Origin of the sequence: Winogradskyella pacifica, assembly GCF_003386275.1 — a bacterium.
Classification (GTDB): Bacteria; Bacteroidota; Bacteroidia; order Flavobacteriales; family Flavobacteriaceae; genus Winogradskyella; species Winogradskyella pacifica.
Window position 1 is genome coordinate 350,906 of sequence record NZ_QREI01000003.1, and the last position, 25,213, is coordinate 376,118.

At 33.7% G+C, this 25,213-nt stretch carries 19 protein-coding genes and 1 pseudogene; 15 read left to right on the forward strand and 5 right to left on the reverse strand.

What is annotated here, in order from left to right; translation table 11 throughout:
• Positions 1-104: 104 nt before the first annotated feature.
• From DFQ09_RS08680 to DFQ09_RS08695, 4 genes and pseudogenes are all read right to left on the reverse strand, one after another.
• On the reverse strand, positions 105-1,907 hold the full coding sequence (locus DFQ09_RS08680; protein ID WP_115809416.1) for an FAD/NAD(P)-binding protein: 1,803 nt from the start codon (positions 1,905-1,907) through the stop codon (positions 105-107).
• Between the two features lie 83 nt (positions 1,908-1,990).
• Positions 1,991-2,838: pseudogene (locus DFQ09_RS08685) on the reverse strand (SDR family oxidoreductase).
• Between the two features lie 126 nt (positions 2,839-2,964).
• Positions 2,965-3,417: a ferritin-like domain-containing protein gene (locus tag DFQ09_RS08690; RefSeq protein ID WP_115809418.1), complete on the reverse strand. Its 453-nt coding sequence runs from the start codon at positions 3,415-3,417 to the stop codon at positions 2,965-2,967.
• Positions 3,418-3,728: 311 nt separating this feature from the next.
• Positions 3,729-4,085: a hypothetical protein gene (locus DFQ09_RS08695; RefSeq protein ID WP_115809420.1), complete on the reverse strand. Its 357-nt coding sequence runs from the start codon at positions 4,083-4,085 to the stop codon at positions 3,729-3,731.
• A 292-nt stretch (positions 4,086-4,377) separates the two neighbouring features.
• Between DFQ09_RS08695 and DFQ09_RS08700 the strand changes: the two genes are divergently transcribed.
• The 3 genes from DFQ09_RS08700 to DFQ09_RS08715 all read left to right on the forward strand — a co-directional run bounded on the left by DFQ09_RS08700 (position 4,378) and on the right by DFQ09_RS08715 (position 8,338).
• Complete coding sequence (locus DFQ09_RS08700; RefSeq protein WP_115809422.1) at positions 4,378-6,042, forward strand: ATP-binding protein; 1,665 nt, start codon at positions 4,378-4,380, stop codon at positions 6,040-6,042.
• 2 nt (positions 6,043-6,044) lie between these two features.
• Positions 6,045-6,710, forward strand: coding sequence for a DNA-binding response regulator (locus DFQ09_RS08705; RefSeq protein ID WP_115809424.1), 666 nt, complete (start codon positions 6,045-6,047; stop codon positions 6,708-6,710).
• 827 nt (positions 6,711-7,537) lie between these two features.
• Complete coding sequence (locus tag DFQ09_RS08715) at positions 7,538-8,338, forward strand: hypothetical protein (RefSeq protein WP_147298342.1); 801 nt, start codon at positions 7,538-7,540, stop codon at positions 8,336-8,338.
• Between the two features lie 73 nt (positions 8,339-8,411).
• Here the strand turns inward: DFQ09_RS08715 and DFQ09_RS18895 are convergent, their stop codons facing one another.
• The gene (locus DFQ09_RS18895) at positions 8,412-8,699 is read right to left on the reverse strand and encodes a hypothetical protein (RefSeq protein ID WP_181897164.1); all 288 of its coding nucleotides are present in this window, start codon (positions 8,697-8,699) and stop codon (positions 8,412-8,414) included.
• A gap of 214 nt (positions 8,700-8,913) precedes the next feature.
• Between DFQ09_RS18895 and DFQ09_RS08720 the strand changes: the two genes are divergently transcribed.
• From DFQ09_RS08720 to DFQ09_RS08770, 12 genes are all read left to right on the forward strand, one after another.
• Positions 8,914-9,969: an endonuclease/exonuclease/phosphatase family protein gene (locus tag DFQ09_RS08720; RefSeq protein WP_115809430.1), complete on the forward strand. Its 1,056-nt coding sequence runs from the start codon at positions 8,914-8,916 to the stop codon at positions 9,967-9,969.
• A gap of 68 nt (positions 9,970-10,037) precedes the next feature.
• The gene (locus tag DFQ09_RS08725) at positions 10,038-11,285 is read left to right on the forward strand and encodes a kinetochore Spc7 family protein (protein ID WP_115809432.1); all 1,248 of its coding nucleotides are present in this window, start codon (positions 10,038-10,040) and stop codon (positions 11,283-11,285) included.
• 195 nt (positions 11,286-11,480) lie between these two features.
• Positions 11,481-11,615, forward strand: coding sequence for a hypothetical protein (locus tag DFQ09_RS19110; RefSeq protein ID WP_262511075.1), 135 nt, complete (start codon positions 11,481-11,483; stop codon positions 11,613-11,615).
• Positions 11,616-11,620: 5 nt separating this feature from the next.
• Positions 11,621-12,208: a hypothetical protein gene (locus tag DFQ09_RS08730; RefSeq protein WP_245940334.1), complete on the forward strand. Its 588-nt coding sequence runs from the start codon at positions 11,621-11,623 to the stop codon at positions 12,206-12,208.
• 189 nt (positions 12,209-12,397) lie between these two features.
• On the forward strand, positions 12,398-15,658 hold the full coding sequence (hsdR, locus tag DFQ09_RS08735) for a type I restriction-modification system endonuclease (RefSeq protein WP_115809434.1): 3,261 nt from the start codon (positions 12,398-12,400) through the stop codon (positions 15,656-15,658).
• Positions 15,658-17,088 carry a DUF262 domain-containing protein gene (locus DFQ09_RS08740; RefSeq protein ID WP_115809436.1) on the forward strand — a complete coding sequence of 477 codons (1,431 nt, stop codon included), beginning with the start codon at positions 15,658-15,660 and terminating at the stop codon, positions 17,086-17,088. Before hsdR ends, DFQ09_RS08740 begins: the two co-directional genes overlap by 1 nt.
• Positions 17,066-19,120: a DUF262 domain-containing protein gene (locus DFQ09_RS08745; protein WP_115809438.1), complete on the forward strand. Its 2,055-nt coding sequence runs from the start codon at positions 17,066-17,068 to the stop codon at positions 19,118-19,120. Before DFQ09_RS08740 ends, DFQ09_RS08745 begins: the two co-directional genes overlap by 23 nt.
• Positions 19,121-19,131: 11 nt before the next feature.
• Entirely contained in the window at positions 19,132-20,535 is a 1,404-nt protein-coding gene (locus DFQ09_RS08750) for a class I SAM-dependent DNA methyltransferase (protein ID WP_115809440.1), read from the forward strand.
• Entirely contained in the window at positions 20,536-21,999 is a 1,464-nt protein-coding gene (locus tag DFQ09_RS08755) for a restriction endonuclease subunit S (RefSeq protein ID WP_115809442.1), read from the forward strand.
• A 13-nt stretch (positions 22,000-22,012) separates the two neighbouring features.
• The gene (locus DFQ09_RS08760; RefSeq protein ID WP_115809444.1) at positions 22,013-23,293 is read left to right on the forward strand and encodes a phosphoribosyltransferase-like protein; all 1,281 of its coding nucleotides are present in this window, start codon (positions 22,013-22,015) and stop codon (positions 23,291-23,293) included.
• Between the two features lie 217 nt (positions 23,294-23,510).
• Positions 23,511-24,650, forward strand: coding sequence for a reverse transcriptase family protein (locus DFQ09_RS08765; protein ID WP_115809446.1), 1,140 nt, complete (start codon positions 23,511-23,513; stop codon positions 24,648-24,650).
• Between the two features lie 260 nt (positions 24,651-24,910).
• The gene (locus DFQ09_RS08770; protein ID WP_115809448.1) at positions 24,911-25,210 is read left to right on the forward strand and encodes a hypothetical protein; all 300 of its coding nucleotides are present in this window, start codon (positions 24,911-24,913) and stop codon (positions 25,208-25,210) included.
• The last annotated feature ends 3 nt before the right edge of the window (positions 25,211-25,213 follow it).

Genomic DNA, 25,213 nt, shown 5'->3' on the forward strand with positions numbered 1-25,213 from the left:
TACGCAGGGGATTGTGCTTACTTTTCTAATGTCAACATAGGAAATGTGGGTTATAATTTTCTGTCTTCTTTGACAATGTAAAACCATAAGACGACTAATTATGTTTAAAGCGTACGCTCTTCATCATAAGTGTGCGTAATCGTTTGGATTTCTACAGGCTCGTCGCTCTGTAATGCTGAGTCTAATAATGAGGTGACCATAATTTGGCTCGTGGCATTACACGCTTGCAATCCATAGGAATAAGGTCGCAATCCATAAATATGATTAAAGGCTAAATCATATATGCTTTGCGACGGCTGGCCATTTTCATCAAGACAACGATAAACATTGTCTATGGCAATACCTCCTAAATTAAGAAACAATGTGTCGTTAACTGGTAGTAGCGCGTCTTCAGGAACTGACGACCGCACATCTTTAATGCGTGATAGGGTTTTAAATTTGGCTTTTGCCATTGAAATATCACCGTTTATTTTCAGGCTTTTAAAAGGGAAATTATCAAATGCAATGGTGTCATTACCAGAAGAGTTTATAAAAAGCTTGTAAGTTTTGGTGGTCTCGTTATTGTCTTCATCAACAATTTTTAGGTGTGTGCCATGAGTTGTCTTATTTTGAATTTCAACCTTGCCATTAATCAACGCTATGCAGTCCGCCTCATAAAGTGCTAATAGAATTTCGGCAGATTGTAACGGTAGTGCAGCAATCACGTTCATAAGGAATGGCTTAATTTCAGTATTGAAAAAAAGATGGTCTTCCGCTGAAAACAAATCGGTATGAAAATTTAGACTATACATTAAATCATCTAAGGTTTCCATCCAATGGATGGGTTTATTTCGTTTCAGTAATTTATCAGCTAATTCTAATTCCTCACGCATACCAACAAAAGAATCAAGGTATTCGTGCTTTTTTGCCATAGTTTCTATAAACTGTTTAAAATCGAAACTGTTATTATTCAACAGTTGTATGACATCTCTTAAATCGTCTTTTTCTAAAGCATTTAATAATGCTGGTCTACAAATTTCATCAAAGTAAGTCTCTATAAAAAGAGCATCCTTTTCATTTTTAAGATTTACTAAGGTTTCGCGTGTGGTATACCTATAGATTTCTCTATACGGCTGTTCTTGCTCGTATTGCAAATGAGGTAGCCAACCGTTAGCATCATGCAGTGTAATTTTAAAACCAGAGGCTTTAGCATGTAATTTAAATGTAAGCCGATTGTTTTTACGTAAAAATGTTCCATGACGATGCGCTAAGGACGTTACCACATCAAAAGCACTAAGGGAAGCGCCTAAAATCCCGATATCAAAATTATAATAGTCCTTAGAGGGATTAAGCAATTTAAAGATTGGCCAAGGGGAATCGTAATAACCAGATTCGGATTGGTCTTTGTTTTCCCAGTGATGCCCCGTTGCTATAATTATTTTATTAAATTTAAAACGATGCGTTTCGGTTATAATTTCAGCTGTAGTATTACTAATAGTTTTAATATCAATAACGTTGTGATTGCGATAGGTGGCAATGGTAAAACCTTTGCTTTTTAGGTTTTGAAGTAAAAGTTTTAACTGAGCACTAAAATAGGCGCCAAGAGCAATCCGGCTGTACACCTCTGTATCTTTTATAGGGAATTCAACAACATTTAAATCTTTTAAATAGTTGCGGTCTTGTGCTCTTAACCAATTAGCTAAGGTTTGGGGTAATTTCGGAATCTCTTCAGAGGAAATATTCGCCAGATTATAAATATCTGTAAACTCAGGGTTAAATGGCATGCCATAGCCTAGTTTAGAACTTTTCTCAAATATTGAAATCAGATGAAATTGCTTACCTAAAACTTCAGAGTTATCCAAAATATGCTGCAAGGCATATATTGAAGTAGGTCCCGAACCGATGAGAGCTAATGTGGACGTTTTCATAATGTAAGAATCTTATGTTTGGTTAAATGCTTCAGTGTGTACATCGCAATTGGCCTTTTAGGTGCAGTAGGTAAAGGGCTAACTTAGCTACCTATAATTTCACCTCCATTAACATGAATAAATTGCCCTGTAATATAGCTAGCATCCTTAGAAGCTAAAAACACATAAGCTGGTGCCACTTCGCTAGGCTGACCTGCGCGACCTAATGGAGTGTCTTTTCCGAAATCGCTAACATCATCAAATGTTGCAGGGATCAATGGAGTCCATATAGGACCAGGTGCCACACCATTAACTCTGATTTTAGCTTCTGCCAACTGCTTAGATAAGGATCTTGTAAAACTCACGATGGCTCCTTTGGTACTCGCGTAATCTACCAAATGATTGCTACCTCTATAGGCTGTAACAGAACTTGTATTAATTATACAATCGTGTTCTTTTAGATGTTCTAAAGCTATTTTAGACAGATAAAAATAAGGGTATATATTGGTCTTAAAGGTGGTGTTAAAATCCTCCATTGAAATAGTTTTAATAGTATCCTTGGGGAATTGAACGGCTGCATTATTAACCAATATATTAAGTTGCCAAATGTAGAAATACACTGTGCTAATGCTTTGTCACATTGGTCGGTATGTTGTACATCTGCTTTAATAAGCAGACAGGTTTGGTTTTCCTTTTCAACTTGTGCTTTGGTGTGTTCTGCATCTGCTGTTTCCGAAAGGTAAATAATAGCCACATCGGCACCTTCTCGTGCAAAGTGTACGGCAATACTTCTCCCAATACCGCTATCTCCACCCGTTATAAGCGCCACTTTATTTTTTAATTTATCGCTACCCTTATAATCCTCACGGATAACTTCTGGTTCTGGAGTCATTTTACTTTGTTTTCCAGGTAATTCTTGATCTTGCTTTGGAAATGATTTCGGTTTATTCATAATTATAGAATTTATGCAGTGTTATTCATAGGTGCTCAACTTACATGGTATAAAAAAAGGGTTGATGTACAGCGCTAACAGTGTACATCAAACCCTTTATACTTAACGCTAACGTCATAAAGCGAATTACTGAATACCCTCTAAATAATCGGCTTTATTATAACTCGCTTGTATCTCAGCTTTTTGCTTTAATAGCAGCGCTCTCACGGTTGGGTTTAACTCGTAATTGTTGAGGATATCGTTATAATCGTCAATGGCTTGTTTTTCACCAGTCCTAACTTCTTCTAGCATGGATTCATCATTATCCATAGAAAAGAATGCTTTGGTATCTATCCAAGCTCTATGTAAGGACCCTGACCAACTGCCATCTCTTTCTGTGATGTCCATTCCGCTATTTCTTAGCGTATCTGTCAACTCGTTGACGTAACCACTGCGTGTGCGCGACTTATTAAGAAAAAATGTTTTTAATCTAGGATTGTCCACATTTTCTGCCACTTTTTTAAATCCTTTTTCTGCATCGTAAGCTTTCTCGATGAGGTCATTAAGTTTTTCTTCTGTTTTTTTATCAAATAGTGCCATAATTATAATGTTTTAGTACAGTGCTATATAATCCTATTATAGTTTCACTGCATGTGTTATTTATTAGTCTAAAATTAATTACAACGGATCATTACTATTAATCGGATTAGATAAGTTTTTTGCTCAATTCATCTTATTTAAATAAATTTAAGAAGCTAATGATATATTTTATTAATTAACCTTGACGAAAGATATTATAGTGTCTAACCGTTTGAAATCTAGCATAAACCATAGCTTTCATGATTATTCAACTTTTAAAGCTTCGCGTCTCTAAATAATAAATTGAAAACAGTAGGTTATCAAATACTGGCTTAGTCAATATTCAAAATACTATCATCTTGACTCTTATTCTTTTCAGGAATCGCTTCAATAAATTCATGTATATCTAAATCTGCTGAAGGGCCATACGCATTAAGAATGGTTCCTTTTTTATCGTTTTCCGTTGTAATCACATAAAGAATAGATTGGTCAGACGGATCACTCATGCCTTCATAGCGATGTTCTGCAACAATAAACACGTCTTCAGGTTTATATTTGGTGTCTTCACCCGAAGCAATTAACGAATCGTCTTGTACTCTAAAATTATGGGTATAGCCTTTTTTCTGATACTCCTTCAAAAAGTCCAATTCATGCTTTGCGTTTGGATCACTATATTCTGGGTTTTTCATAATGTTTTGGTTTTTAATTTAATACATTCCGAAAATAGGTCTAATAAGAGATATAGCGTTTCTCATTTGAAATAAATACTAACGCAAATGGAATTGAAAAGGTTTCACTTATTTAACGTGCTCATTATCATATCGCCGAGCCATTCGGCTTTCCAAAGTCGTTATGTCATCGGCTTGTTTAATAGGGTTTGTAAATTTTATCTAAGGTGTCTTCAAGATAGACGCTTAGTGCGCCTTTCAACTGCAAGCAGAAAAAGGTGGTGTAGTCATATTTTGTTATTATTTTTGAGGCATGAAACCCAACCTTAGTTCATTTCTCTTTTTATTTAGCCTAAGCAGTGTACTGCTATTTACAGGCATTCAATACACATTTGCACAGCAAAGCATAGATAATGAGCATTATTATAAGGCATTGGCTCTAAAGCCTCAAAGTGCGAAAGATTTAATGGTATCCGAAATCTATTTCAATCGTAATTATGATAAAGCAATAAAGGAGGGGGATACCATATTGGCCATTAGGAATTTATATTATATTGCGAGTATAGCCTATAAAAAGGGGGAGTATAATGAGAGTGAACAAACCGCTGTAAAAGCCTTACGATTTTTGGATGCTAGCACGCCCTCACCTCACATTACAGCAACACGTAAAAGTTTCTATAATCTTTTAGGCTTAATGTATTCTGAGCAAAAGAATAAACCCAAAGCCATAGAGTTGTATACCAATGCTTTTAAAATGTCTGAATCAGCCTCCGACAGTGCTAAGATTTATAACAATCTATCTATTGTGTACCGTAAGTTTGATGACATTACTAATGCCGAAAAAGAAATACTTAAAGCCTATCAGTTATTACCAAGAATAAGCGATACCATTACTCACGCGCTTATACTCGATAATTATGGGGTTATTGCATCGCAATTACATAAAGCGAATGGTATAACTTTAATGATGAAGGCTTTAGAGTTGAGGGTGTCCCAAAAAGACAGCTCTACCATTTACACTAGTTATTCGCATTTAGCGGATTATTATGACCGAATAGATGATGAAGAAACTTCTAAAGCCTATGCTTTAAAGTCGCTTCAACTTGCAGAAAAACTAAATTCCGCTTCTTATAAAAATAGAGCGTTGGGTTTATTAGTAAAGCTAAGCGATGACCCTATTGCTAGAGCTTATAAAAAATTGAATGATAGTATATATGCGGCAGAGAAAGCGAAATTAAACCAATATGCCTTACTTAAATATGACCATTCAGAATATAAAAGAGCAGCTTTAGAGAGTCAACTCGAAAAAGAAAAACAAGAATCTAGAACCATTTATGCGCTGTTAATAGTGGCGTTTGTAGTTTTGGCATCGGTCTTCTTATATTTTGTAATTCGATCACGACATAAAAAAGAAAAGTTACAACAAGTGTTTCATACCGAATCGCGTATTTCAAAAGAAATTCATGATGAGATCGCAAGTGATGTCTTTCAGGTGATGACTAGACTAGAACATAAAGAAATAAAGCATAAAGTTCTTAAAAATGAGCTCCATAATTTATATCTTAAAACAAGAGATATCTCTAAAAAGCACAGTGTTTTAAATGACGACTATCCATTTATAGAATATTTAGAAGAATTATTAGAAAGTTATAATGATGCCCAAACCAATGTTATTATCAAAGGACTTTCTGGCATCGCTTGGGATACCATACCGCAGTTAAAGCAGCTTACGCTATATCGGGTTTTACAAGAGTTGTTAATCAATATGAAAAAACATAGTGAGGCCTCTATTGTGGTCATCATGTTTACTAAAGATCAGAACGGTTTTCAGGTTAATTATAGCGATAATGGAGTAGGAACGACGTTAAAAAAGCGAAATGGACTCCAGAATACGGAAAACCGTATTCAATCTATTAATGGAACTATTACTTTTGTAACACATCCAGATAAAGGATTCAAAGCTAATATAACCATATAGTAATGTTTAAGAACGTTTTAATTAATGAAGATCACGATGCGGTTCTTGCGAGTATCACAAAGATATTACGGGAATTGCATGTGGAATCAATTGAAAAATCGCAATACTGTGATGAGGCGTATCTAAAATTAAAAAAAGGCGCTTTAGAAGCTCGTAATTTCGATTTATTAATTACGGATCTCTCGTTTAAACAAGATCATAGAGATACAACCATAGCATCTGGCGAAATGCTTATAGAAAAGCTACGCGAAGAATTTCCAGATTTACCCATCATCGTATATTCTATGAAAGATCAGCTTCAAAAGATTAGAGGCTTACTCAATACTTATCATATCAATGGCTACGTGTGTAAAGATAGAAATGGCAGTGCCGAATTAGCAGAAGCTATAAAAGCGGTATCTAAAAAAGCGATTTATGTTTCTCCACAAGTTAAAAAGGCACTGAGCCCTAAGTCGCAATTAGAAATAGACGATTATGATATTAGGTTACTAAAAATGATATCTGAAGGCCAGTCTCAAGACGAAATTAGTAGTAACCTTAAGTTAAATGGAGTTACGCCAAACAGCTTAAGTACCATTGAAAAACGATTAAATAAACTTAGAGAGCAATTTAAAGCCAACAATGCCATACATTTGGTGGCGATTACCAAAGATTTAGGAGTGATATAATACAACAACATATAAGTAAAAGCCCAGCACTTATCGGGATTTAATATTTTAGGGAATACTATAATCGTAAGTGTTGTGGTTAGAAAAGGCAATTAGAAATAATTGCCTTTTTGTGTGTTTAATGGTTTCTAAGTATTCTAAACTAATTTTTATACGCTCTGCAGCCTCTCAATTGGCGACTTCTGCCAGCTTTATATATACCACTATTTACGATTTGTAGGAAAAAAGTATAGCGAACCCGCTTATGACCCGCTTATGACCCGCTTATGATGCGCTTATGATGCGCCTGTGGTTGGTTGTTGGTTGGTGATTGGTGGTTGTTGGTGGTGGTTTGAAGTGAAAAGTTTAAAGTGAAAAGTGAAAAGTGTGAAGTGTAAAGTGAAAAGTGTGAAGTTTAAAGTGACAAATGTCGCTTGGGGCGTTTGGGGATTGAAGCTTTGTTTGCTTGTAAGTTGTTGTTGGTTAGTGTTTTGTGGTTTTATTTCTGGACTGGGTGTGCATTTTTATGAAATTCTCAGAGGTTATTCGGGTGGGGGTAATAATTTTTCAAAAAACGTTTAAAAACATGTTGCTGAAATAGAAAATTTTCTGAAAATCTTAGGTTTTGTTGAAAATACTTGAAAATGAGATGTTTACGATTTAAAATATTTTATATATGTTTGATAAACAGTTGGTTAGTTAATTGTGAATTTGCTTACTAATAATTACCGGTATTGTTTGCAACTGTAATCCCTCATCTATCGTATGTTCAAATGGTTTGAACGACGCTAACCAGATTGGTTGGGCTTAAATGCCATAAAGCTCTACCTATCATAAATCTTAATATTATGGCTAAGAATAATTCTTTTATCAGATTAGAAGGTACCCTGGATGGGTTAACCTTTTACAGAAAGAACGGTGAGTCTTTTGTAAAGACTAAAAACCGTGTTAGCAGGAATCGTATAATGAACGATCCTGAGTACATTAGAACCCGTGAGAATATGCAAGAATTTGGTGGCGCTGCGAAGTGTGGTAAAGCTTTTAGATCTGCATTTGCTTCTATTTCGCGATTGGTTGCTGACTCTTATATCAGTTCTCGTGTTACGGGAAAGTTTAGAGGTATTGTGGGCAATGGAGTAGGTTTGCGTGGTCAACGCTTGTATAATGTTGTTGACAACGTAACGCAATTTATTGGTTTGGATTTTAATATTTCTAAACCATTTGATGCCAATTTTAATGCTCCATCCGATGGGCCTGTGATTAACGCGAGTAGAGATAGTGTTACTTGGGATATTCCTGATTTTAACACTGATACTTACGTCAATATTCCATCAGGTGCTACGCATTTTAAACTTGCTTTAGCGTCTGGTTATATGAGTAATTATGAGTGGGATGTGGCTACCAAAGGCTATGTGCCTGTTGAGGAAACACCTAATGGTGTTGGTGTTGTAACCTACAGCAATGCTATTGCCATTGGTGGTATGGTTGGGGCTGCTACGAGTTTAACGACGGATTTAACGGCGTTTGCTCCCGTACCGGTCACGACCGTTCTTCTTGGTGCTACAGCTATTGTCTTTTTTCAGATGGTGAATGGTGAGCTTTATGAGCTTGCGCAAGGCCATAGTATGAAGATTGCTGTTGGGCTTTAGTTTTTGGCTGTTGGCTGTTAGCCTTTGGCTTTTAGCTGTTAGCCTTTAGCTGTTAGCCTTTAGCTTTTAGTTTTTAGGTTTTGATTGAATCCCGCATTGGTTTCCTTTGCGGGATTTTTTGTGGTTGGGGGGTGGTGGTTGGTTGTTGGTTGTTGGTTGTTAGTTGTTGGTGGTTGGTTGGTTGGTTGGTTGGTTGGTTGGTTGGTTGGTTGTTGGTTGTTGGTGATTGGTTGTTGGTTGCTGGTGGTTGGTGATTGGTGATTTGTGATTTGTGATTTGTGATTGGTTGTTGGTTGGTGATTGGTGGTTGGTGATCGGTGATTGGAGGTTGTTGGTTGGGGATTAGGTTTGGAAAATGCATTATAAAGATGAATTTGGTGTTTTATCTTGTTTGCTGTTAGTTGTTTAGCTATTATTTGTAATTTTAATACATCCCTTAAGTACGGCTTCCTTAACCGTATGAATTACTATAATTCGATGTTGACACATGTTAATAAGATTACCCATTATTGGGTATGGTTTGCTATACTGATAGCTATTAATTTTATCCCTATTGAACATAATACCACGGAATTATGCCACTAAAAATTTCAACTTGGAACGTAAAACACAGTCAGCAACTTATTGAAGACCATCCCTCTGCAGATATTTTAGAACGGATTGGGCGTGTTAAAGACACCATTACTCTAATTAACGCCGACATCCTATTAGTCGTTGAAGGTCCAAAAGGGGAAGCTAAGATTATTGACTTTTGCGATAAGGTATTAGATAATGCCTGGGTACCTGTGCTTTTACAAGGTCCAACTGATGGAGTGGGAGATCGGGATCGGGATTATGGTTATGATATGCGTGGCACGCAATGGGTTTGGTATTTGGTAAAGCCATCGGTATTACCGCAATGTCGTATACAAGCTGCTACCGTATGGCACTCTTTTATTGGTCGTGATAATTGGCAGGTGAATTATTGGGGGCAATTTGAACGCGACAACCACGAGCATTACCGTCAGCCGCAAGTCTTGATTTATAGATTAGATGACGGTAAAGAAATTGAATGCATTGGAGTGCATCTTAAATCTAAGATTAATAAAGACCCCATTACTTATGATGCTGAGCAGAACCTCACTGGTGATTATGTGAACACTGCTTTAAAAGCCCGCGTAAAACTCGCTACAGAAGCCCGTAATATTCGGCATTATGTAGATGCGAAGTTTAGACAGTTAGAAGCGCCAGCTTTAGTGATTTTAGGAGATTGTAATGATGGCCCAGGGCAAGATTATTTTGAATCTAATTATCTGTTTTTCGATTTGATACAGAATCTGCAAGGTGAAGTTTTAATGGCCGAAAAGTATTTTAACCACGTGTTGTTTGATGTGGCTAAAGACCTTAGATGGACGGCACGCTTTAGAGATCCCATACTCAAAATTCCAGCCAGTAAAAACCCTTTGCTTATCGATCATATTTTGGTGAGCCAACCTTTGTGCAATGGCAGCTTTCCGTTAAAGGTGCATGCGAAAGCAGGGCAGGTAGAGCATGAGATTTTTGAGCGGGTGAATGCCGATTCTAACCCTAAAACCATTTCTAGTGATCATCGGCCTGTGTCTGTGGTGTTGGAGGATACTGTTATTGTTTAGTGTGCTTTTATTGAGGGTGCTTTACTCAATGCTTTTAATTTGAATTATTAATTAAAACCAACCATATTATGAAAAATTTAAAAAGAGGCCTTTTGTTTACATTAGTTTTATGTACCTCATTCATTTTTTCTCAAGAGCAAGACACAATCAAAACTATTGAAGCGAAAATTGAAGATCAAAATAAAACTTTAGAAACTAAACAAAACGCATTAAAACAAGCCCAAAGTTTCCTTGTGGAATTGAATGAAAGTGATCCAAGTAATTCATTAATAAAAGTTTATAAAAGTAAAGTAGAAGTGTTGCATTTGGAAATAGTGAATATAAAGGCATTGCTTTTTGAGTTTAACGAACAGTTAAAAGCTAAGTCTGTTGAAGCCAACACTAATTTTGACGTCAGTACGTTGCTTAATCCTATGATGAAGTCGAAAGAAGCTGAAAAAAAGGATAACGATTTTTGGTTTGAGAATGATATTAGAAACCCAATAGCATTTACAGAATTTATTGTTAGGAATCCAAGACTAAATGGGAATGATGTGATCTCAAAACCTTCAAATTTATCCTCATATCATTATATAAGACCCGGATCTATTATTAATATTTTATTTAAAGAAGAAATATATAGTAAACTTGAAAAGTCAACACAATTATCAGCAAGTGCTTATCTAAAAAGAATAGATGGAAGTGTTGTTCCGATTGCTGTAAGTGGCTATTTTGATGTGAATGTTGAAACTAATCAGGTTAATTTTGAGAAAAATATTACGTCAAGGAACAGTGATAATAAAACGAGTTTAATTTATAATTTTGAAATAGAGACAACTAAGAGAGAACCAATTCAGGCAGAGGTAAATACAAGTATGGTTAACCCGCAACCAAAGGATAAACTTGTTGTAACCATTATAAATACCTCTGATGGGAATGTCTCATTTACTACTACTTTTGAATATGAAGATTATGGATGGGAAACCACTCCTAGTGGTGGATTTTCATGGGTAAACACTATTAATCAGAATAATGCAAATTTTCAACCCGCAGGTAGCTCTGGTATCAGTTTTCATTATAAACTTAATAAAGGAGCAAGTTTCTTTAAAAATTTTATTAATCCAAGTTTTGGGCCAGAACTATTAGTTCTTCAAGATGGTAATGAGAACACCAATGTTGGCTTAGGATTATCTGTGTCTACTTTGCTGCGCTCAGTTAAAGTTGGTTATGGTTGGTATTTAGTAGGTGAAAACGGAAGACCTTATGTGTCTATTGGAGTTAATTTTGTAGAGGGGTACAAATCCATATCTTCTATTCTAGCTAGGTCAAAAGATTAGCTTGTTTTGGTGATTCGTGATTCGTGATTTGTGGTTGGTGGTTGGTTGTTGGTGATTCGTGATGCGTGATTCTGAGTTTGGGGTGTTAGTAGAGCGTAGCGCGTTTTTCATTACGGAATACCGTAAGGTCTGTCGTATAGTTTTATTTATGTTTGTTTACTAAGAACACTCACGATAACCTAAAATAAATTCAAAATGAAAAAACTATTACTTTTTACCATCATTTGCTTCATGGTGTTACCAAATAAAATAAAAGCACAAAACGATGGCGCTATCGCAGGTGCTGTTGCAGGTGGATTGCTTGCAATTGGTGCTGGTTTGCTGCTGTAAAATAAATGCAAGAACAAGCGGAGCTTAAGGCCACACAGTATATCTTGGCGAACCATCCAGAGTTATCAAGCTTTTCTTTAAAGACCTTAGATTTTGATGGTAAGAAGCTTAAAGATATGTCTGCTGTATCTGTTATTTCTTATAAGATACAAGAATTTACGCCTGAGGATAAGCCTGAGCTAAATGGTAAAAAACAAGTGTTGTTTGCCTTTACGAGTCAGGGGTGGATTAATGAAAGCGGCATTAATTTTAATAAAATAACCTGGTACTTAATTGATGATGTAGAATGGATGAACATGATGGTTGCTTATGTTAAAGTTTCCTCAAGCGAAAAAGATGAGTCTACTTTAGAAAGTACTTTAAAAGAAGGACGAGTAGTGGACAAAGGTGTTAAGGTAAAAAGTAAGCTGGTTATACCCTTTTTTAAGTTGGAAGGGGACATGTATGTCGTCACGGATTATTCAGAAGACATGAAATTGGTTTATAACGAACGGTCTCTTGGTATTTTTCTAAAAGCCTCGAAAGATTTGGTGCAAATGGGACGCGGGGATTTGATCAAAATTCATGAGTTTTTATTTGCAGAGGAAGGATAATTAGGCTTTTCAGCGTCTTTAAGTGCTTCACGATGGAGCACTTTTTTGTTTAGTAATCATCTTATGAAAATACTACAACTTTCATTTTGCAAACATGTTACTTTTCCTATCTTTAGACTCCCTACATTTAAATTATAATTGACTGATCGTTTTGCGTTTTTCTAAACGCAGAATTACTAATGCTTATTTATGACAAACCTAGCTTTAAAATCAAATTTTAGTTTTCTAAGGGATAACTATATTGAGTTATTACAATTAGCACTGTTTGCAGAGCGAAACGCTTATATAGACCCAAGTACTACCTTATCTAAATTACGCATTCTTGCAGAAAAATTATCGAGTTATTTAATCGATTTTGAGCAACTTGAAGAACCTTATGATAATAGACAGGTTTCCCGATTAAGTGTATTAGGAAACAGTGCTAATATTCCTCCAGAAATGATTTCTATTCTACATACGATTAGAAAATCAGGAAACAAAGCATCGCATTCTGGAGAAGGCACGCAAGCCGAAGCAAGATATATGCTTAGACAAGCATTTTATTTAACCAAATGGTTTGTTGAAGTTTATGAAAATGAAGAGGTATTTGTAGATTATGAAACACCACAAGAATCTTGGTTTGTAAAAGAGGATTCTAAGACTGCAGAACTAGAGCAAGAACTGGAACTCTTAAAAAAAGAGGTTGCCAACTATAAAGAAAAAGTAAAAGAGCATACTCAAATAACAGCGGAAGCCAAGCAGCAACGAAAAGAACGTGCTTATGCAAAGGCTAGGAAAACCGAAGAATCTGAAATAGAAACAAGAGACCGTATTGATAAGCAGTTAAGAGATGCGGGTTGGGAGTGTGATACACCAACTTTAAATTATAAATCGAAGAAAACGCTTCCGCAAAAAGGAAGACAGATAGCTATTGCCGAATGGAGATGTGGAACGAAATGGGCAGATTATGCCTTGTTTAATGGTTTAGAACTTATTGGAATTGTTGAAGCCAAGAAGCACATTAAAAATGTAATGAGCGATTTAGGGCAAGCTAAAACGTATAGCGAACTAGTAACTGATGACCACAATATTACGTTTCCTACGCATCCCAATAGTACTACTTATAAAGTGCCATTTATGTTTTCTACTAATGGAAGACCCTATTTAGATCAATTTAAAACCGCTTCTGGTATTTGGTTTTGGGATGGAAGAGACCAGAAGAATTTAGCCAGACCTTTACCTGATTGGCTTTCGCCAAGAGATTTGGTCGAAAAGTTAAACTACGACGAAAACGAAGGGGTAGAAAAACTTAAAAAAACAGATTACGATTTATTATCAGATCCAAGTGGTTTAGGTTTAAGAGCGTATCAAGTTGACGCGATTAAAGCAGTAGAACAAAAAATTCTTAATAATGTAGAAGACAGACGTGCTTTACTAGCCATGGCTACAGGTACTGGTAAAACCAGAACCATGATTGGGATGTGTTACCGATTAATTAAGTCTGGTCGCTTTAGACGTATTTTATTCTTGGTGGATAGACGTATGTTAGGGAAACAAGCGTCAGATGCTTTTAAGGAAGTGCATATTGAAGGTTTACAAACCTTTGCGCAAATATATGATCTACAAGATTTAGAAGATAAAGCCTCAGAATTAGACACAAAAATACACTTTGCAACCGTACAAGGTATGGTGCAGCGTATAGCGTATTCCGATGATTCGCCTAGTGTGGGAGATTATGATTGTATAGTCGTAGACGAAGCGCATAGAGGTTATACGTTAGATAAAGAAATGGACGAAGAAGAGTTTATTCTTCGAGACCAACTCGACTTTCAGAGTAAATACCGCATGGTATTAGATTATTTTGATGCTTACCGCATTGGTTTAACCGCAACACCAGCATTACATACAAAAGATATTTTTGGAGATCCTGTATTTATGTATTCGTATCGCCAAGCCGTTATAGAAGGTTATCTAATAGATTTTGAACCTCCTTATGTCTTTCAAACCACATTATCTAAAGGAGGTATTGTTTGGGAGAAAGGTGATGAAGTCAAAGTGTATGATCCAGAGGGGAATGAAATTAAAGACTTAGGCGTTACAGACGATGAAATTAAAGTAGAAATCACAGGCTTTAATCGCAAAGTGATCACCGAAAATTTCAACCGTGTTATTTTAAACGAATTGATTTCTACCTACGGTATTTTACCAGAGCATAAAGGAAAGACTCTAATCTTTGCAGCAACCAATGCCCATGCAGATACTATAGTAAGATTACTTTATGAGGAATTTGCAGAGCTTGGAGAAGATGCAGATGCTGGAGCCATAGTTAAAATAACAGGAGAGGTATACGATCGCGAAGATTTACTTCGCAAATTCAAAAACGATCAATATCCAAGTATTGTGGTTACTGTAGATTTATTAACTACAGGTATCGATGTGCCAAGTATTTCTAATTTGGTGTTTTTACGTCGGGTGAACTCACGTATATTATACGATCAAATGATTGGTCGCGCCACAAGACGTTGTGATGAGATTGGTAAGGACGTTTTTAAGATATACGATTGCGTAGGTGTTACTGAAATTATGTCTAAAGAACAGGTGATGAAACCTGTAGCACCTTTAGTCACCAAAAGCTTCGCTAACTTAGTAGAAGAATTGGCTATTATTGAAGATGACTATGCAAAGGAAGTGAAGCTAGACCGTATCATTGCAAAAATTCAGCGCAAAGTTTCTAGTTTTAGTGAGCAACAGAAAGCGCAATTCGAAATACTATCTGGAGAACCAACGGTTAGAGATTTTGCTAAAAAGTTAAAAGCTACAGATATTGAACATGTCAACCAATCTATTGACGATTATGGCCATTTATGGGAGTTTCTAGATCGTGAAAAAGGAAAAGCTTTAGGGTATGGCACATTATATAGCGACCATGAAGATAAAGTAGAAGAGGTATCACGTGCTTACGAGAAAAACCTAAAGCCTAAAGATTATCTAGAATCTTTCGCCGAATTTATAAATAATAACAGAAACGAAATTGCGGCTTTAAACATTGTATGCACAAAACCGAGTAGTTTAACACGTACCGAATTAAAAGAATTACGATTAATACTAGATACTCAGGGTTTTAATAAAAACAATCTTAATACAGCGTATAAAGAAGTGACTAATACTGATATTGTTGCAGACATTATTGCACATATCCGTACGTCTGCTTTAGGAGAGAATTTAGTAAGTCATCAAGAGCGTATAGCTAATGCTGTTACTAAGCTCAAAGCTTCACATCAATGGAACCAGATTCAACTGAAATGGTTAGATAAAATAGAAGCTCAACTACAAAAAGAATCCATAATTACTTTAGAAGATTTAAATAACCCACCGTTTAGTGTTGATGGAGGATTAAAGCGTTTAGATAAAGTGTTTAAAAATGAAACGGGGCGAATTATTAAGGAGTTAAATAGCTATTTGTACGCATAATGGGGAAGGTATTAAATAAAGATGTTAAGCAAGGCAATACATTAGTTGGAACAGTAAGTATTGATTCTTTTTTTAAAAGAAAAAGTAATATTACAATACCAGATTATCAAAGGCCCTATGTGTGGGATAAAGAAAAAATAGATCAATTATTTAGTGATTTAAGAAGTCATTTTTTTACAGATTATATTTTTCAAGGTAATACAGATAGTTATTATTTAGGTACTGTTTTATTGTACAAAAAAAATGATGAATATCAAATAATAGATGGTCAACAAAGAATAACTACTTTAGTTTTAATGCTAAAAGCATTTGGGGATAATGGTTATTCACACGATATCTTCAATTTAAATTATAAGTCTAATATTTCTCATAAAAATATTAAGAAAAACTACGACTACTTAGTTTCTTATGAAGGTATCATAAAAAACTTTTTTGATGATATTTTAAAGAAATTAGTTTTCACCGTTATTATAACTCCTTCTGAAGATGAGGCTTTTACTTTTTTTGATAGCCAAAATAATCGTGGTGTATCTTTAAGTGCAATTGATTTTTTAAAATCTTATCATTTAAGAGAATTGAAATATAGTGAAGATCTTCAAGCTGTTTTTGCTAGAAAATGGGACTCAAATAATAAAGGGAAGTTTCTAGAGTATTTGTTTGATCATTATTTATGGAGAAATAGAAACTGGAAAGGAAAATGGCTTGAATATGAGTCTAAAACAGCTATTCTAAACACCTTTCAAAAAAACAGTAAAAAAAGTAAAGTAAAAAAAGTTAAACTTTATCCAAATGCCTTTAATACACTTGCTTCAAACTTAGTGTTTGATGAGCAAAAAGGTGTGAATTTACAAACTAATTCTTTATGGTTAAATACAAAAGAGAAGGATTATCCATTTACATTAAGACAACCGATACAAAAAGGAGTAGGCTTTTTTTTATATGCAGAAAAATATACAGCATTATATAATCATTTGTTTTTAGAAAAAGCGGATAGTGAATTTATTAAGTTTTACGATACAGTTTACATCAATATAAACAATTACTTAAAAGGGTTTTTTAAACTTTGTTCTATTTCTTTTTATGATCAATTCAAAGGAGAAAAGCTGTATGATTTCGCCTTGTATTTAGATTATTTTTTAGGAAGTATTCGCTTGGGCCAAAAAGCAATTGTAGCTCAAACGATTATAAAAATATTAAGAGATCAATCACAAAATTTATTAGATGTAATTGATATGAGTTATGAGCCACAAGAAGTATTTGATTTTTTAATTAGTATTACCGATCATAATTTATATAAGAATAATACTAATGAAAATTTCAAAGGTGTGAGAGGGAATTATTACAACTCAGTAAGATGGTATTACAAAAAAGAAACAGAAACCATGTTAAATAAAAAAGACTGGATTAATGATAGACTTATTAGAAAATAACAAGCAATTAATTGATATTAAGTCTGAAGAAATTACTTTAAGCAAAGTAGTTTCTGATAATTTGAGATTTAATATTCCTTTGTATCAAAGGCTTTATGTTTGGGGAGAGGAACAAATTAATACTTTGTTAGGAGATATTAAAAATGCATTTCTAACAGACGCCACTAAACCTTTTTTCTTAGGCGGTATTGTTGTTATAAAAAATAACAAAAAGCAATTTGATTTAATAGACGGTCAACAAAGGTTTACAACACTGTGGTTAATTAGTAAATTTTTAAACAGAGGAGGTTTAGAGCAGTTTACTTATATAAATGGAAATAGAATTGAAAACGATAAATCCAATAATTTTGATTGTCGTTTGCATTTTTCTGTAAGAGATTTTGCGAATAAATATTTCTCTAAACACAATTTTATATTAACGAATTCTGAAAACGAGGAATTAAAAGCTATTTCTTCTGCTGAAAAAACAATCGAGACCTATTTTAACAACGAAAGTAAAGGAATAGATGATATAGATTTAAATAAAATGTCAGAATATATTTTTAAAAATATTCGCTTAATTGCTACAGAAATGCCAATAAATACAGATGAAAATAAGGTGTTTGAGGCTATGAATAATAGAGGAGTACAATTACAACAACACGAAATTTTAAAGTCTAGATTACTTCATCGGTTACAGAACGATCCTGATAGAGAAAAATATGCAATGATTTGGGATGCATGTTCTGTTATGGATGAATATGTAGAAAAAAGTTTAAAAGACACGGCTAATTTTACATGGGGAGAGTTGTTTCCAGATAAAGTTGCGGAGAATGAAGACAAGTATGAAGAAGTGCCAATTGATATTTTACCTAAATTAAAAGCAATTGAAAAAAAGGTTGATTCTATAAACCTTTTAAATATCATTAATGATGATCAATTTTTAACCACAAAGGATGATTCTAATGAAGATAAAACGCAGTATAGCTCAGAAGAAGTAAGAAGTATAATTACGTTCCCTATGCTTTTACTGCACACTTTACGTATTTTTCAATTTAAAAAAATCAATGATTTAAAGCCTTTAGAGAGTGCAGAAGTAAAAGAAAAAAACTTAATTAAAATATTTGAAGATGCTTTCAAAAATGAAAATCTAAATGATGAAAATATAGTTGCTGATTTCTTTAAACTTTTATGGCAGGTTAGAGTGCGTTTTGATAAGTATGTTATTAAATGGGTTACCAATCCAGATAGCAATCATGAAGAAACTCATTTGATTAAAAAGTTATATAAATCAAAATATAAAGAAACAATTTCTATAAGACGAGTAAGCCCAGATGCTAACGAAAAACTTGCTTTATTACAAAGCATGCTTTACCACTCTCAAGAATTAATTACGCAGTATTGGCTTACACCATTTTTAAATAAAGTGTTAGAAGATAATGTAGATGAAACAATACTTTTTAAGTATTTAAAGGAACTTGACAATGAAATGTTTTGTAATGAAAGAACGGTAAAGCTAAAAGAATTAAGCTTTAGTATGTTAACTAAAAATGATACAGAAATGTGTGGTAATGTAGATTTTGTTACATCTATATTAAATTCGAAAAATGGGACAAAGTTTGCTAGTTATTGGTTTTATAAACTCGATTTTATTTTATGGATGAACAGAAAAGAGCTTATTTTATATAAAACAGAAGAGGTAAAGAAACTCTGGGAAAACTATAGAATGACTGCCAAAAATTCGGTAGAGCATATTTGTCCTCAAACACAAAACCCACATGATTCCGACCTGATTTATAACGTTTCCGATTCGGAAGAAGTGAAAAAACAAAAGCTTGATGATTTTGGGAATTTAGTACTGTTAACCTCTAGTATGAACTCGGAGTATAGTAACAAGATGTATGCAGTAAAAAGAACAGAATTTATAAAGAAAAAAAGATTAGATTCGCTTAAATCAGATATAATCTTTGAAAAAAATAATTGGAATTATCAAAATATGGTAGCTCATAGAGTAATGATGATAGAACAATTTTCCAACTACCTAAACAATTAGAAACCACACAAATGGCATTAACAACCCAAGAAATAGTAAACAAACTCTGGAACCTCTGTAACGTATTACGCGACGATGGTATCACATACCACCAATACCTTAATGAGTTAACCTTTATTCTGTTCCTTAAAATGGCAGAAGAAACCGACTATAACGATAAGTTACCAGAAGGCTACCGTTGGGAAGACCTGAAACATAAAGAAGGGATAGAACTATCTACATTTTACAGAGAGTTGTTATTGCATTTAGGCACCAAAACAACAGGTAAAATCCAAAAAATATACAACAACGCACAAACCAGTATACAAGAGCCAGCCAACCTACGTAAAATTATAAAACACATCGACGAGCTCGATTGGTTTGAAGCCAAAGACGAAGGTTTAGGCGAAATGTACGAAGGCTTGTTAGAAAAAAATGCGAGCGAGAAAAAATCAGGAGCAGGACAATACTTTACACCAAGACCATTAATTAATGTGATGGTACGTTTAATGGATCCAAAAGTGGGCGAACGTTTAAACGATCCTGCATGTGGAACCTATGGGTTTATGATTGCGGCACATCACTATATTTTAAAACACAACGATATTTACAATCTTAGTGAAGCCCAAAACAATCACTTACAAACCGAACAATATTCGGGTTGCGAGTTGGTAGGCGATACACACCGTTTAGCGATGATGAATTCCTTTTTACACGGCATGGGAGGAAACATTGCACTTGGCGATTCTTTAAGTAGTTATGGTGAAAGCATAAAAAATAAAGACTTAGTCCTAGCAAACCCACCATTTGGAACCAAAAAAGGAGGTGATAGACCAACAAGAACAGATTTAGTATATCCAACTAGTAACAAGCAACTTAACTTTTTACAAGGTATTTACCGAAGTTTACATACTAGAGGAGGAGCAAGAGCAGCCGTAGTGTTACCAGATAATGTATTGTTTGAAGATGGTGACGGACAAAACGTACGTAAAGACCTGATGGAAAAATGTAATTTACATACTATTTTGCGTTTACCAACAGGTATTTTTTACGCAGCAGGTGTAAAAACTAACGTTTTGTTTTTTGAACGCGGAACTACAGATAAAGCCAATACTAAAGAGGTTTGGTTTTACGACATGCGTACCAATATGCCCAACTTTGGAAAACGCACACCATTTACCGAAAGCTATTTTGCAGACTTCGAGAAAGCCTACACAGCCAAAGACCGAAACAAAATTAAAGACGAACGCTTTAGTTGTATAACTAGAGCAACCATAGCTAAAAAGAACGACTCGCTAGATTTAGGTTTAATAGCAGATGATAGCATTACCAAAGCCGAAGACATTGGCGAACCTATAGACATAGCTAAAGAAGCGTTAACCGAATTAATTAGCATTACCAAAGCGTTGAATGCCATAATTAAAGCATTACACTAGATGGATAAGAAATTACCAAAGAATTGGGTTGAAGTTACATTTGGAGAGGTTGCTAAATATCAAAATGGAAAAGCTTTTAAGTCTTCCGAATGGGAGGAAGAAGGTTTACCAATAATTCGTATTCAAAATTTAAGTAAAAAAAGTGCAAGATTCAATAGAACTACTGTTAAGCATGAAGATAAATATTTTATAGAAGATGGTGATTTGCTTTTTGCTTGGTCAGCAACTCTTTTAGCGCATTTTTGGAACAGAGGCGATGCTTGGTTAAATCAACATATATTTAGAGTAGATAATTATGATTCAGTTATTAATAAAAAATACCTTTATTTTTTATTACAGGATAAGATAGATGAACTAATGAAGCAAACTCATGGAATGGGAATGGTTCATATAACAAAAAGAAAGTTTGAAATAAATAAGCTTCCACTTCCACCACTAGCAGAACAAAAACGCATTGTTGCTAAGTTAGATGAGTTATTTGGGCATCTAGACAGCCTTAAAACTCGTTTGCACCACATACCACAAATCCTTAAAAACTTTAGACAAGCGGTATTAACCCAAGCGGTAACAGGGAAGCTGACTGAGGAATGGCGTGTTGGGAAGGAGTTGGAGAAATTTGATTATGTTGCCATTCATAATAAAAGAAATGAACAATACGAACTTCTTAAAAAAGAAAATAAAAAGAAGGGAATTAAATCACCTAACAAGCCAGAATATTTAAATCATAAAATTAATTCCGTACAGAATTTTAGTATAGCGTCTTGGTTATCTGCACCAGTTGGTTTTTTATGTGATTGTATTGTTCCTGGAAGAGATAAGCCTAAGTCTTTTACGGGTGATATGCCTTGGATTACAACACCAGATTTAAAATCAGATTTTATTTATTCAAATAACGCAAGATTATATTTAAGCAAAGCTGAAGTTTTGGAGGTTAGAGCAAAAGTTATACCTGAGGATTCTGTTGTTATAAGTATCGTTGGGCGTTTTGGTGTTGCATGTGTCATTAAGGATGCTTGCGTAATCAATCAGCAGTTACATGCTTTTTTACCTTCTGAATATGTCTTACCAGAATACTTAATGTATTATTTTAAAACACAAGAAGATGTGATGAATTCGATATCAACATCAACAACAATAGCATATATTAATAAGACAAAAGCTAATAGTATTATGGTTAATGTTCCGCCAAAAGAAGAACAAACCGAAATCGTAAAACGAGTAGAACATTTATTTGCCAAAGCAGATACTATAGAAGCCCAATACCAAAGCCTAAAAACAAAAATAGACAGCTTACCACAAGCTATTTTAGCCAAAGCCTTTAAAGGCGAGTTGGTGGAGCAGTTGGATACGGATGGTAGTGCTGAGGATTTGTTGGAGGAGATACAGAAAATTAAAGCGTCATTGTCTCGTAAACCGTCATTGCGAGGAACGAAGCAATCTGCAAAAGGGAAGAAGATAAAATAGTATTAAAAGTAAGATGACTAATAAATTCAAATTAGATGAACAAGCAATAATCAAAATAGGTAATCTTTTGCCTCGTTTGAAGCATTCTGTAAGTCCAGTTCATCTTATTGAATGGCTTGAGAATTTCGATATAGATGAGTTTGATTCTGCTATAGATTTATTAAGTGTCTTTGAATACATTCCATTTAAAGAGTTCATGTTAAGGTTAAATGACTTATTAAATGAAATTTTTAAAACTATACCAAATAATAAAGATAAAATAATTATTATCCCTTACGGGAAATTAGGTAAAAGTGGAACACTAGTCACATACCCTTTAAAAAATACAAGAGCATTTAAAAGAAGAGAATCAGTAATAACACTTACTAATGACTATACAAAGGTTGTAAACCCAAAATCTTTTAGACATATAATTTTTCTTGATGATTTTATTGGCAGTGGTAAAACATTTGTTAAGGAGTTTTCGAAAGAAAAATCGGTAAGAAAATGGATACATGATAATAGAATAGAAAATATTTATATTCTTTCAACTATTATTATGATTGAAGGTCGGGATTATGTTTTAAGCAAATTTCCTCATCACAATATCAAAATACATGCTGAAGAGAGAAATAAAATTTTTCATAAAACTCTATCACCATTAAGTTTAATTGGGGATATAAATAAGACTAAGGATATAACTCAAAAACATGGAGATAAAATACCTGTTTTTAATTTTCCACCATATTCAGCCTCTTTAGGTTTTGATGCTAGTGAATCTTTGGTGTCTTATTTTCATTGTACACCAAATAATACATTGCCAATCATTTGGGGTAAAACTAAAGATTGGAAACCTTTATTTCCACGTGAAGCTCATTTACGTATGGATGAGGCGCGTCAATTTAAAAATGATATTGCTTTCTATATAGGAATATGTAATAAGCTAGGAATCGATCTATATACAGGTCGTTCTATTATCAGTAAAAAACAAGACAAATATGTTAGAGAAAGGAAACATAATAATAAACTAGATCATTCTGTTGTAGCACTATTATTTTTAAAAAAAGAAGGTTATGATAATTTAATTATTTGCCATTTGCTCGGTATTACTAGAACAGAATTGATAGTAATTTATAATGAAGCCAAAAAATTGAATTTTATCAATAAGAGATCTGAATTAACAATTAGTGGTATTAACTTTCTAGTTGAATTAAAAAAGAGAACAAAACCAGAGAATTTTAGAAAACAAACAAAACATAGTTTAAGAGTAAAAAATGAATTATATATGCCAATACAATTTAATGGAACAATATGACATAGCTTGTTGTTAGCAATTAACCTTAATACGGTTTTCTCAGTGTAGTTCATTGAGAATTAATAAAGCTACTTGATAATACAATTATTATGTTATCAATAATACTATTAAGAAATGAAATAATGCTAGATCTTTTAATGGATCGATCCTTATTGAATTCCTTAATCACATTTTCAAGAATATACAATTAAACATTCAAGAAAGAGTAACAATAACTATGTCTTTTCCATTTAAACAATTTGAAGAACAAGCTAGGAAGCAAGAAAAATCACAAGAGTATATTGATTTTTGCTTGGCTTATGCTAGAAAACTATCTGAGAATGGTTATCCAGTAACGTTTTCTTTAGAGCATTTGGCTATGCAAATAGGCGTACAATCCGATTATCTTAGAAACTTAATTGGAGATGATAAAAATAATATTGAGTATAATTATGAACTCAAATACAAGCGTTATAATTATTTCAAATTAAAAAAACGAGATGGTGGATTTAGAGAAATAATGGCACCAGCTAAAGATTTAAAATTTATCCAAAAGTGGATATTAGTCAATATTTTATCCAAATTTAAACTAGCTGATAGTTGTAAGGGATTTAGACAAGGTGTCTCAATTTATGATAACGCTAAAGTACATGAAAACTCAGAAATAATTTTAAAAGTAGACTTATTAAAGTTCTATGATACAATTACTGAGAAACGAGCTTATCGTGCTTTTAGGTTAATAGGTTATGTTAAAAACTTATCTTATTCATTGGCAAAAATCACCACTGCAAAACATAGAGATAGTTATTGGAGAAACTTTGATGACATTTCTAAGGAAACACTAAAAGAATTAATAATAGTAAAGCCACCTATTTTACCACAAGGCGCGCCAACTAGTCCAATGATATCAAATATCCTAGCGACTAAAATGGATTATAGGTTTGATGCTTTAGCTAAAAAACAAAATTGTAGATACTCTAGATATGCAGATGATTTAACTTTTTCTATAACCAAAGAAGGTAAGCTTCCATCTTTAAAATTAATTACTAAGATTATAACTGATGAAGGTTTTTTTATTAATGATAAAAAAACTAGATTCATGAAAAAAGGCTGTAAACAATACGTAACAGGCTTAACTACTACAAATGGAATTAATGTGTCAAAAAAATATCGAAAAGAAATTTATGAGCATATTTATTATTGTAGAAAGTATGGTGTAAGCAGTCATTTAAGTAAACGCGAAGAAGAATTTTCAGGTTTTAATAGTATTAAATTTCATAATTGGTTATATGGTCATTTATGTTTTATAAAGTCAGTTAATAAAGCAGCAAGCAACAAAATGCTAGAGGACTTTAATAAAATAGATTGGTTTGTCTAGCTCATATAGCCTTCTAAAAAAATAATATTAAGTTATGGAAAAACAATTTTCACATACTCTTCGAGTATAAAAATAAAGTAAAAGGTAATAAATCTGATTACCAGAGAAGCGATTGATGAAGAATTAAAAAGCAGAAGCAGAGCTTAGAACCCAACTTTAGTAGAGCGATGTTTAAAGAAAATGAGGTATTTGCTTTAGCTGGAACACTATTTCCAAAAGAGCAAATTGAGGAGTATAATTTAATCTAAAAAAAAAGAACGATGATCGCACGCGTAAAAGTTGATGGTAATTATTTAGAAACCCTAGATGACAAAGGACGTAAAATAAAACGTGCCTATTGTAAAGCCAATTTTTTAGGCAATTCTAGCGAGATTGTGGTAGTGCAAGATGGTAATTATATCGAGGTTTTAAATGCGGACTTAAAAAGAATATCGCGTAACTACATCAAAGCAGATCGCTTTTTGGCAACTTCTGGAGACACTTTTTCCATTCAAAATGGAAACTATGCAGAAACGTATGATGCAAAAGGAAAACGAATCAGTAGAAATTATTCAAAATAAAAA

Bases quoted from the DNA above. Each gene is read 5' to 3' on its own strand.
- DFQ09_RS19110 (WP_262511075.1), top strand. From the start codon at position 11,481: ATGAAAAAACTATTACTTTTTACCATCATTTGCTTCATGGTGTTACCA.
- DFQ09_RS08765 (WP_115809446.1), top strand. From the start codon at position 23,511: ATGTCTTTTCCATTTAAACAATTTGAAGAACAAGCTAGGAAGCAAGAA.
- DFQ09_RS08725 (WP_115809432.1), top strand. From the start codon at position 10,038: ATGAAAAATTTAAAAAGAGGCCTTTTGTTTACATTAGTTTTATGTACC.
- DFQ09_RS08705 (WP_115809424.1), top strand. From the start codon at position 6,045: ATGTTTAAGAACGTTTTAATTAATGAAGATCACGATGCGGTTCTTGCG.
- DFQ09_RS08745 (WP_115809438.1), top strand. From the start codon at position 17,066: ATGATAGACTTATTAGAAAATAACAAGCAATTAATTGATATTAAGTCT.
- DFQ09_RS08690 (WP_115809418.1), bottom strand. From the start codon at position 3,417: ATGGCACTATTTGATAAAAAAACAGAAGAAAAACTTAATGACCTCATC.
- DFQ09_RS08695 (WP_115809420.1), bottom strand. From the start codon at position 4,085: ATGAAAAACCCAGAATATAGTGATCCAAACGCAAAGCATGAATTGGAC.
- hsdR (WP_115809434.1), top strand. From the start codon at position 12,398: ATGACAAACCTAGCTTTAAAATCAAATTTTAGTTTTCTAAGGGATAAC.
- DFQ09_RS18895 (WP_181897164.1), bottom strand. From the start codon at position 8,699: ATGCATTTTCCAAACCTAATCCCCAACCAACAACCTCCAATCACCGAT.
- DFQ09_RS08770 (WP_115809448.1), top strand. From the start codon at position 24,911: ATGATCGCACGCGTAAAAGTTGATGGTAATTATTTAGAAACCCTAGAT.
- DFQ09_RS08730 (WP_245940334.1), top strand. From the start codon at position 11,621: ATGCAAGAACAAGCGGAGCTTAAGGCCACACAGTATATCTTGGCGAAC.
- DFQ09_RS08700 (WP_115809422.1), top strand. From the start codon at position 4,378: ATGAAACCCAACCTTAGTTCATTTCTCTTTTTATTTAGCCTAAGCAGT.
- DFQ09_RS08715 (WP_147298342.1), top strand. From the start codon at position 7,538: ATGGCTAAGAATAATTCTTTTATCAGATTAGAAGGTACCCTGGATGGG.
- DFQ09_RS08740 (WP_115809436.1), top strand. From the start codon at position 15,658: ATGGGGAAGGTATTAAATAAAGATGTTAAGCAAGGCAATACATTAGTT.
- DFQ09_RS08760 (WP_115809444.1), top strand. From the start codon at position 22,013: ATGACTAATAAATTCAAATTAGATGAACAAGCAATAATCAAAATAGGT.
- DFQ09_RS08720 (WP_115809430.1), top strand. From the start codon at position 8,914: ATGCCACTAAAAATTTCAACTTGGAACGTAAAACACAGTCAGCAACTT.
- DFQ09_RS08750 (WP_115809440.1), top strand. From the start codon at position 19,132: ATGGCATTAACAACCCAAGAAATAGTAAACAAACTCTGGAACCTCTGT.
- DFQ09_RS08680 (WP_115809416.1), bottom strand. From the start codon at position 1,907: ATGAAAACGTCCACATTAGCTCTCATCGGTTCGGGACCTACTTCAATA.
- DFQ09_RS08755 (WP_115809442.1), top strand. From the start codon at position 20,536: ATGGATAAGAAATTACCAAAGAATTGGGTTGAAGTTACATTTGGAGAG.